9 protein-coding genes and 1 riboswitch are annotated in these 8,993 nt (G+C 41.0%); of the genes, 5 read left to right on the top strand and 4 right to left on the bottom strand.

Annotation, left to right across the window (positions count from 1 at the left end):
- Positions 1-346 precede the first annotated feature (346 nt).
- Positions 347-904 (bottom strand): transcriptional regulator GbsR, encoded by a 558-nt coding sequence (gene gbsR, locus R0K30_RS20825; protein ID WP_256498955.1) that lies wholly within the window; start codon positions 902-904, stop codon positions 347-349.
- Between the two features lie 207 nt (positions 905-1,111).
- On the opposite strand from gbsR, the gene betB reads away from it, so the two are divergent.
- Both betB and gbsB read left to right on the top strand, forming a co-directional pair.
- The gene (gene betB / locus R0K30_RS20820) at positions 1,112-2,581 is read left to right on the top strand and encodes a betaine-aldehyde dehydrogenase (protein WP_099728766.1); all 1,470 of its coding nucleotides are present in this window, start codon (positions 1,112-1,114) and stop codon (positions 2,579-2,581) included.
- Between the two features lie 27 nt (positions 2,582-2,608).
- Positions 2,609-3,817, top strand: coding sequence for a choline dehydrogenase (gene gbsB / locus R0K30_RS20815; RefSeq protein ID WP_230030851.1), 1,209 nt, complete (start codon positions 2,609-2,611; stop codon positions 3,815-3,817).
- 225 nt (positions 3,818-4,042) lie between these two features.
- Here gbsB and R0K30_RS20810 read toward each other — a convergent pair whose 3' ends face one another.
- Positions 4,043-4,522, bottom strand: coding sequence for a DinB family protein (locus R0K30_RS20810; protein WP_180275572.1), 480 nt, complete (start codon positions 4,520-4,522; stop codon positions 4,043-4,045).
- 204 nt (positions 4,523-4,726) lie between these two features.
- Between R0K30_RS20810 and R0K30_RS20805 the strand changes: the two genes are divergently transcribed.
- The 3 genes from R0K30_RS20805 to R0K30_RS20795 all read left to right on the top strand — a co-directional run bounded on the left by R0K30_RS20805 (position 4,727) and on the right by R0K30_RS20795 (position 7,632).
- The gene (locus tag R0K30_RS20805) at positions 4,727-5,257 is read left to right on the top strand and encodes an NfeD family membrane protein (protein ID WP_099728763.1); all 531 of its coding nucleotides are present in this window, start codon (positions 4,727-4,729) and stop codon (positions 5,255-5,257) included.
- 11 nt (positions 5,258-5,268) lie between these two features.
- Complete coding sequence (floT, locus tag R0K30_RS20800) at positions 5,269-6,816, top strand: flotillin lipid rafts scaffold protein FloT (protein WP_230030852.1); 1,548 nt, start codon at positions 5,269-5,271, stop codon at positions 6,814-6,816.
- A 261-nt stretch (positions 6,817-7,077) separates the two neighbouring features.
- The gene (locus R0K30_RS20795; protein WP_410612644.1) at positions 7,078-7,632 is read left to right on the top strand and encodes a GNAT family N-acetyltransferase; all 555 of its coding nucleotides are present in this window, start codon (positions 7,078-7,080) and stop codon (positions 7,630-7,632) included.
- On the opposite strand, the gene R0K30_RS20790 is transcribed toward R0K30_RS20795, so the two are convergent.
- Positions 7,592-7,780, bottom strand: a complete 189-nt coding sequence (locus R0K30_RS20790; RefSeq protein ID WP_099728760.1) for a hypothetical protein — start codon at positions 7,778-7,780, stop codon at positions 7,592-7,594. The two genes, R0K30_RS20795 and R0K30_RS20790, sit on opposite strands and share 41 nt — an antisense overlap.
- 92 nt (positions 7,781-7,872) lie before the next feature.
- Positions 7,873-8,448: an energy-coupled thiamine transporter ThiT gene (gene thiT, locus R0K30_RS20785; protein ID WP_099728759.1), complete on the bottom strand. Its 576-nt coding sequence runs from the start codon at positions 8,446-8,448 to the stop codon at positions 7,873-7,875.
- A gap of 98 nt (positions 8,449-8,546) precedes the next feature.
- Positions 8,547-8,649: riboswitch (TPP riboswitch) on the bottom strand.
- Positions 8,650-8,993 lie beyond the last annotated feature (344 nt).

The following is an 8,993-nucleotide window of genomic DNA, read 5'->3' as shown; positions in this document are numbered from 1 at the left end:
ATACATTTCATTCTTCATACATACGTTAAAAATAAAAAAGATTGTAGAAAAACATGAGTTTCTCTACAATCTGACAGACCCTGCAGGGTCTGTTTTTTTATGGGGACGGATTGGGGACCAACCCTTTCAGTTTTGTTCAGAAATGAAAATTTTTATTCAGAAAGGCTCATCATAGAACCTTATTAAATCAGTCTTTTTCAGAGAACGTCTGTTTGCTTCGGGTGATGTCGTTCACCCTGCCAGCGTAGCGCTCTCCCAGCTGAGCTAATGCCCCGAAGTATTACGACATAATTTATTATAATCAATCCTCCTGTAAAATTCAAGCTGTAAAACGAAAATACGTCGTCTATTTTTCTTTCTGATTAATCGGTATATAGTCAAAGATTTCTCCGGAATGAACAGAGTGGGCTAATCGTCTGAGCCAGTCATAATAGGCTTTTGAGCTTTCAAGTTGTTCAAGGATCTGCTGCGCCTCATCTCTCACATGTTCCTCTATCTGCCCATCACGAGCCACATCTTGAAGGCGCTCTTGCGCTTCTTCAATCGCCGCTAAATTGACTTCGACCTCTCGCTCCCATTTTTGCGGGAAAAAGTTCATGAAAAACTTAAAAAAGTCTTTCTCAGCAACAAAGCTATGTTTTCTTCGGCCGCGGTGAAAGGTTTTTTTGACAATATTCATGTCTTGAAGTTTTTTCACACCCGTACTCATACTTGGCTTACTCATTTGCAGCTCTTCACGCATTTCATCTAGCGTCATTTCCTCATTTAAATACATTGTCCCATATAGGATACCGGCACTTCTTGTAATACCATAGAGATCCATCGTTTCAGCTATGGAATCAATGACTAGATCTTTAGCCGCTAAAATGCGTTCTTCTGCTTGTGGCTGTTCATGCTTTTTCATCTTGTCCCTGCTTTCTATTATGAGAATTCAATACGTTCAAAAAAATCTTTATGGACTATATGTTAACGAAAGAATGCTAAATGTCAAAAGAAAATGAAGCATATCTCCCTTTGACAGAAAAATTTGAACATGTTAAGTTAATTATGTTCAAAACATTAAATTTTTATTTAACAAACTTACCAAAGAGAATCAGAGGAGGTTCCTTCTATGAGTCAAACACTATTTATAGATGGACAATGGGTTGGCGCCAAGAGCGGCGACACACGGGACATCATCAATCCATTCAATCAAGAAGTGATCGCGACAGTCAGTGAAGGATCAAGAAATGACACGCAGCTAGCCATTAAAGCAGCGAGAAAAGCCTTCGATCAAGGTGATTGGGCAAACCTGCCTGGACTTGAAAGAGGAAATATTGTGTTTAAGATTGCTGAATTGATTAGACGTGACCTTGATGAACTAGCCAAATTAGAATCGCTTGATACAGGCAAAACATTAGAAGAAAGCAAGGCGGATATGGACGATATTGCAAACGTGTTCCAATATTACGCAGGACTTGCTGACAAAGATGGCGGGGAAATTATTGCATCGCCAATTCCGAACTCAAAAAGTGAACTAGTTAGAGAGCCTGTTGGCGTATGCGGACAAATCACTCCTTGGAACTATCCATTGCTTCAAGCAAGCTGGAAAATCGCTCCTGCTCTTGCAGCGGGGAATACCATCGTCTTAAAGCCAAGTGAAATTACACCATTAACCACGATTAAAGTATTCAAACTTATGGAAGAAGCCGGCGTACCATCGGGCGTTGCAAACCTAGTGCTTGGACCTGGGACAACGGTTGGGGATGAGCTTGCTGTAAACGATCAAGTGGATTTAATTTCGTTTACAGGCGGTATTGAAACAGGCAAGAAAATCATGCAGGGAGCCAGTGGGAATGTGAAGAAAATCGCCCTTGAGCTCGGCGGGAAAAATCCGAATATTGTGTTTCAAGATGCTGATTTAGACGTAGCGGTTGACCAGGCAATGAATGCTGTGTTTTTCCATGCGGGGCAAGTGTGTTCAGCAGGTTCACGCTTGTTAGTGGAAGAATCCATTCATGATGAATTTTTAGAAGAACTGGTGAAGCGTACGAAAAAAATCAAGCTAGGCAACGGCTTTGATGAAGGAACGCAGAGCGGGCCGCTTATCTCAGCTGAGCATCGAGAAAAAGTAGAAAAATACGTCAGCATCGGTCTAGAAGAAGGCGCAAAATTAGAAACAGGCGGAAAACGTCCTGAAGCAGAGGAGCTTCAAAATGGATTCTTCTACTTGCCAACAATTTTCTCAGGCTGTACATCAGATATGCGGATTGTACAGGAAGAAGTCTTTGGACCAGTACTCACTGTCGAATCCTTCCGTTCAGAGGAAGAAGTCATCGAGCTGGCAAACGACACGATTTATGGTTTAGCAGGAGCGGTATGGTCTTCAGATATCGCAAAAGCGGAAAGAGTTGCTCGTCAGCTAAGGTTAGGCACTGTTTGGATCAATGACTTCCATCCTTATTTTGCTCAAGCACCGTGGGGCGGATATAAGCAATCAGGTCTCGGACGTGAGTTAGGCCGAACGGGTCTTGAAGAATATACCGAACTGAAACATTTATATAGAAATACAAAACCTGAAGCGGTTCATTGGTTTAAATAAACAACACTTATTTGGAGGAGATTCTATATGACATTAAATATGAAAATTGAAAGCATGCAAAAATTCCATACATTTGAAATTCCGACTGTTATCAAGCATGGCATTGGTGCGGTGAAACATGTTGGAGAAGAAGTGAAAGCATACGGCGTCTCAAAGGTATTGCTCGTAACAGACCCTGGTATTTATCAAGCGGGTGTTGTGAATCCAGTGGTTGCTTCATTAAAAGAAGCGCAAATTGATGTTGTCCTATTTGATAAAGTAGAGCCAAACCCTCCAGTACGTTTAGTGAATGAAGGCTCAGCGTTATATGAAAAAGAAGGCTGTAATGGATTAGTCGCAGTAGGCGGCGGAAGCTCGATGGATACAGCGAAGGCTATCGGTGTAGAGGCGACTCATGAAGGCTCAGTTCTTGATTACGAAGCAGCAGATGGGAAAAAACCGCTCGAAAATAGAATCCCTCCGTTAACCACCATTCCGACAACGGCTGGTACAGGTTCAGAGGTGACGCAGTGGGCGGTTATTACTGACGAAGAAAGAGAATTCAAATTCAATACAGGGGGACCGCTTATTGCAGCTCACCTAACAGTGATTGATCCAGAGCTTCATGTATCCATGCCGCCTCATGTGACGGCAATGACTGGAATTGATGCACTTGCGCACGCCATCGAATGCTATACAATGAAATTTGCTCAGCCAATTACGGATGCGGTGGCGCTCATGGCAATTGAATATGCTGCTCATTATATTCGCCGTGCCTTTGCTGACGGCGAGGATTTAGAAGCAAGATATGGAATGGCACAAGCTGCGATGCTTGCAGGACTTTCTTATGGAAGTGAATCAGCTGGTGCAGCACATGCGATGAGTCAAACACTCGGAGGCATTATTCCTGTAGCGCATGGACAGTGTGTAGCAGCGATGATGGGACCAGTGATGGAGTATAACTGGAAAGGATACCCGGAAAAATTCGCTCGAATTGCGCAAGCATTCGGTATCGATACAAGCAGAATGTCAACAGAGGAAGCAGCGAAAGCAGCTGTGAACTGGATGTATGATTTAGTGGAGGATCTAGAAGTTCCTTCATTAGAAGAACAAGGTGTATCAAAAGATATGATTGACCGTTTATCTAAAGAAGCGATGAAAGATCCGCAAACAGTTGGAAATCCAAGAGATCTAAACGAAAAAGCATACAACTGGATTTATGCACGCTGCTTTGATTTAACACCTAAAACAGTCTAACGACAAAAAAAGACTCCCCATCGAAGGGAGTCTTTCAGCGTGTAGACAAATCCTCGCATTCTGTGTCAGCCCTGCGTGCCGGTGCTCACGAATCTCAAATTCGCTCCATCTTAGACTGCAAAGGTTTTCTATCACGCTGAAAAGCAGACAAAGGGCTAAAATAAAGATCATTTTAGCCCTTTGTCAACAATCTGAAAGACTCCCAAAAGAGAGTCTTTTTATGCCTTACAATTGTGCTTTGATTTCTTTGATTTGATGAATATGACGTTTTTCGTGCGCCCCGATAAAATCAAGATATTGCTTAAGTGATAACTCTTCAAACACAGGGTGTGCAATCACACGTTTAAAATCATCTTCAGTAAACGTTGATAAAATTTGATTGAGCTGCTCACGTGCTGTATCAAGCTCATCCTTTAAATGTGTAGGTGTGACATGCTTTTGCTCAGGCTCAACAATACTCGGCGCAGTGGCTTTTCTTGAACGATCCTCTGCCATTTCTACCGGTTTTGGCTCATATTCTTTAATCGGTGCTTTTTTTCCCTCCGCAGCTAGATGCTTTGCTGCAACTAAGTCCATCTTCTTTAAATGATCTGCCACCTCTTGAATACTCCAAGTATCTTCAGATAACTTTTGGTTTAATTGTTCCTCGCTCAACCCTTGCAGCTCCTGCCACAATTCTTGTCTTGCATCATGTAATAAACTCATTTTCATCACCTCAAGATCAAATTTTATCATACTGGTATATGACAATCATTCTTTAGCTATCAGAGAATTCCTTTGAAGAATTGTGATGAAATATGAAACCTTTACAATAGTGGTTCGTATTACCTGCTAGAAGAAATACATTGGAGGTGAGTATGGTCTAAACGAAACAAAGGCTGTTCATTTCATGATGAAAGGGTGAGGAAGATGGATGTGTTTGGGCTGCCTCTTCAAACGCTGTATTTATACATATTAATGATATCAGGAATCCTGACACTTGTTTTCGTCTTTTTCGGCGATGTATTTGATGGATTGTTTGAAGCGATTCCTGTTCCATTCCTTCAACCAACATTGATCCTCGCATTTCTTACCTTTTTCTCGGCAGGAGGGTTTATCTCTGAAAAAACAGCAATTGTAGGAAGTGGGCTTGGAGCGGTATTATCTGCCATCCTCGCAGTGGTTCTAGTGACCTGTTTAAATGTATTTATCTTAGTCCCGCTTTCCTCTGCTGAAGAATCTCTCTCATATACGGAGGCCGATTTAAAAGGAAGAACTGGGGAGATCATTGTATCAGTCCCAAAAGACGGGTTTGGAGAAGTGCTGTTAATTAGTAATAGCGGGAAAATCTCAAAGCCAGCCGTCAGTTTCGATCAAGAGGAGATTCCGTATGGAACCCGCGTGCTTGTTGTCGAAGTGAACAAAGGTGTTTTATCTGTCATACCAAATGAAGAAATCTAGGAGGGAATGCAATGCCAGGAACAACGATTTTGATTATCATCGGAATTGTCCTTGTGCTTCTTATTGCACTTATTGGCGTATTTGTTTCAAAATACCGGACAGCAGGTCCAGATGAAGCGTTAATCGTCACAGGAAGTTATCTAGGAAGTAAAAATGTCCATGTGGATGAAGGTGGAAACAAGATTAAGATTGTCAGAGGGGGCGGTACCTTCGTACTCCCTGTCTTTCAACAAGCAGAGCCGCTCAGCTTACTATCGAGCAAGCTAGATGTTTCAACGCCTGAAGTTTATACCGAGCAAGGTGTACCTGTAATGGCCGATGGAACCGCAATCATTAAAATTGGCGGATCGATTGAAGAAATCGCCACTGCGGCAGAACAGTTTTTAGGTAAAACAAAAGAAGACCGCGAAAACGAAGCAAGAGAAGTACTAGAAGGTCACCTTCGTTCGATCTTAGGATCAATGACAGTTGAAGAGATTTATAAAAACAGAGAGAAGTTTTCTCAAGAAGTACAACGTGTCGCTTCTCAAGATTTAGCGAAAATGGGACTCGTCATTGTGTCCTTCACCATTAAAGATGTCCGTGATAAAAATGGCTATTTAGAATCTCTAGGTAAGCCAAGAATTGCTCAAGTGAAACGTGATGCAGATATTGCAACAGCTGAAGCGGATAAAGAAACACGTATCAAACGTGCTGAGGCAGATAAAGATGCGAAGAAATCTGAGCTTGAGCGTGCCACCGAAATCGCTGAAGCAGAAAAAATCAATGAGCTGAAAAGAGCAGAATTCAGACGGGAACAGGATACAGCGAAAGCAAGCGCTGACCAAGCGTATGATCTAGAAACAGCTCGCAATCGTCAGCACGTGACTGAACAAGAAATGCAAGTGAAAATCATCGAACGCCAGAAGCAAATTGAATTAGAAGAAAAAGAGATTCAGCGTCGTGAACGTCAATACGATTCTGAAGTGAAAAAGAAAGCGGATGCGGACCGCTATGCTGTTGAGCAATCGGCTGCGGCGGAAAAAGCGAAGCGTCTCGCTGAAGCAGATGCGAAGAAATACAGCATCGAAGCAATGGCGAAAGCAGAAGCTGAGAAAGTCCGAATTGACGGGCTGGCAAAAGCGGAAGCTGATCGTGCGAAAGGGGAAACAGAAGCAGAAGTCATTAGACTGAAAGGACTTGCGGAAGCCGAAGCGAAAGAAAAAATTGCTGAAGCATTCGAACAGTATGGTCAGGCAGCGATCCTTGATATGATTGTGAAAATGCTTCCTGAATATGCGAAGCAAGTATCTGCACCACTTTCTAACATTGATAAAATTACAGTTGTTGATACAGGCGGTAACGGGGAAGGCAGCGGTGCCAATAAAGTCACAGGCTATGCCACAAATCTGATGTCCAGCCTTCAAGAAAGCCTGAAAGCATCCTCTGGAATTGATGTCAAAGAAATGATTGAGAACTTTTCAGGCAAAGGCAATGTGAAGCAAAGCATTCAAGAACTAACGAATGAAATCAAAGAGCCAAGAAAAAAGGAAATAGCTGATCGTCAAATAGAAGAATAACATCAAAAGACACTTTCTATCAGAAGGTGTCTTTTTTACTTGAGATTGAGATTGATATGAAGAAAGATTCACAAGAATGGCTGCGGATATCATATGAACACTATCGAGGCCTCACCATAGCTAATGAAGGGAAGGGGTATGTCTATAATGGGGAGAGGTCCAAATACAGTTCCTGGATTAAAGACCGCTATCCTTTACGAATTGAATTTTAAAAAATTATAATAAAGATAGAGTGAGAACTTGCATAAAGGGGTGGCATAGATGAAGGTTAGACATGCAGTACATAAAGATATTCCTAAAATTGCCGAGATTCATGTGAAGAGCTGGCAAACGACTTATCATGGTATTATTTCACAAGAGTATTTGGATGCTTTAAATGTAGAGGAGCGGAGAGAGAGCTGGAGAAGCAGATCGCTTGAAGGTACGTTTATCGTAGAAGACGCTGATGGAGTATTTGGTTTTGCTTCCTTCGGAAAACAACGTGATGAGCGCTATTCAACATATGATGGTGAGCTTTACGCCATCTATTTATTACAGCAGAAGCAAAAGTCAGGAGCGGGTATCGCTTTGATTGCAAAAGGAGTGGACTATTTATTAGAGAAGGGTTATAAGAATATGATGCTATGGGTATTTGAACAGAATTCGGCGAAGCAATTTTATCAAAAGCTTCAGCCTAGTTTTGTCGTCACCAGCCAGTTCGAGCTGGCTGGCGAGAAGCATGATGAAATAGGGTATGGATGGGAGCTGCCTGTATTAAATGAACATGTACAACGAATTAAATCGTCAGTTTCCAATAATAATGAGAAAAAAAGGTGAAGAGTGTAGCAAGCAAAATATAAGAAATAAAAGGAGTAGCTTCTACTTTCCCTTTCACGCCTGCTATTTTTAATGCTTCATAGAAACCTGCCAAAAAGTAAGCAAGACTGAGAATATAGCAGCACAGCATAATGGAGTAAGGATTCATTGACGTACCTCCAGCTTGAAATCTTCTACTATTAATAGATTCCATAGAGTAGCAAATTATGCATAAAAAAATAACCAGCTGAAATCAGCAGGTTATTTTTGATGAGGAAAAACCAAACGAGATGCACTTGGTATTAATAAACAAAGAACGATACTGCAAATAATAAAAGATGGAACCATATACGTGCTGTTATAAATTAAAGAGTAGACCCATCCTGGTGTTCCTTTTGGTGCATATTGCGAAAAGAATACGACGCCAGAAATAAAGAACGTCAGCAGTCTAAAGAAGCTGGCGACAAATACGGATAGAATAATATAGAAGAATTGTTTCTTTCGCTTTTTATCCTGAATTGCTTTTTTGATCAATCCTGAAAATAGCCCGCTTAGACAAATGACAACAGATGCCACGAAATAATCGAGAAATCCTTGTACAGGTGTAGCGATAATAGGGCTATTCATCAGCTGCAGGCCGGCAATTAACACACCGATGATAAACCCGGTAGACATTCCCCATCTAATAGACATGAGAATGACAGGAATCATGATCAGTGCAATAGACCCGCCATTCGGCATCCTTAAAAAGAGACCTGATAAGTAATCTAATACAAGAGCAAGCGAAGTCATAATCGCGATTTCCATAAGGCGTACTAGTTGATTTGATTGCTGCATAAAAAAATCTCCTTTTTCATGAATTGAGCAAGGAGAGACCGTGTAAGGATGAGTATGTTATTCATAGAAAAACATATTGGTTTGAATACAACACATGTATTCAAGTGATTCCACATTCCTACTTCAGTATTAACTGACAGGTTCAAAGGGTCAGAACAACGAATCGTTCACTCTCAGCACAAAGCTCCCCCTGCGGTTATTTAGTTTCAATCTATTATAAATATACTAGAGACCTTCAGGATCAACAATAGAGAATTACTGCGATAAGCACTTTTTGTAGCATTATATAGGAAGAGATAAGGAAAAATAAATTATTTAGAAAAAATACTTGTTTCTTCTTTCAAAAGGTGTTATATTTGTATTCGCCGCTAAAACAGCGCGGTTGATAAATAACATGAAGAAAAAAGTTGTTGACTTGACCTTGATAGAATGTTATATTAGTAAAGTCGCTTCTGAGCGATAACGAATATGATCTTTGAAAACTAAACAAGACAAAACGTACCTGTTAATTCGAGTTTTTATAAAAAAATCCTATGATACATCAT

The sequence above is a fragment of the Bacillus sp. SIMBA_154 genome, assembly GCF_046536015.1.
Classification (GTDB): domain Bacteria; phylum Bacillota; class Bacilli; order Bacillales; family Bacillaceae; genus Bacillus; species Bacillus pumilus_P.
Note: the sequence above shows the minus strand (reverse complement) of the source record. Positions and strands in the feature narration are given on the sequence as shown.

What these genes read in the sequence shown, in the direction of transcription:
- thiT (WP_099728759.1), bottom strand. Translation starts at nt 8,448, where the DNA reads ATGCAGCAATCAAATCAACTAGTACGCCTTATGGAAATCGCGATTATG.
- betB (WP_099728766.1), top strand. Translation starts at nt 1,112, where the DNA reads ATGAGTCAAACACTATTTATAGATGGACAATGGGTTGGCGCCAAGAGC.
- R0K30_RS20810 (WP_180275572.1), bottom strand. Translation starts at nt 4,522, where the DNA reads ATGAGTTTATTACATGATGCAAGACAAGAATTGTGGCAGGAGCTGCAA.
- floT (WP_230030852.1), top strand. Translation starts at nt 5,269, where the DNA reads ATGCCAGGAACAACGATTTTGATTATCATCGGAATTGTCCTTGTGCTT.
- gbsR (WP_256498955.1), bottom strand. Translation starts at nt 904, where the DNA reads ATGAAAAAGCATGAACAGCCACAAGCAGAAGAACGCATTTTAGCGGCT.
- R0K30_RS20805 (WP_099728763.1), top strand. Translation starts at nt 4,727, where the DNA reads ATGGATGTGTTTGGGCTGCCTCTTCAAACGCTGTATTTATACATATTA.
- gbsB (WP_230030851.1), top strand. Translation starts at nt 2,609, where the DNA reads ATGACATTAAATATGAAAATTGAAAGCATGCAAAAATTCCATACATTT.
- R0K30_RS20790 (WP_099728760.1), bottom strand. Translation starts at nt 7,780, where the DNA reads ATGAATCCTTACTCCATTATGCTGTGCTGCTATATTCTCAGTCTTGCT.
- R0K30_RS20795 (WP_410612644.1), top strand. Translation starts at nt 7,078, where the DNA reads ATGAAGGTTAGACATGCAGTACATAAAGATATTCCTAAAATTGCCGAG.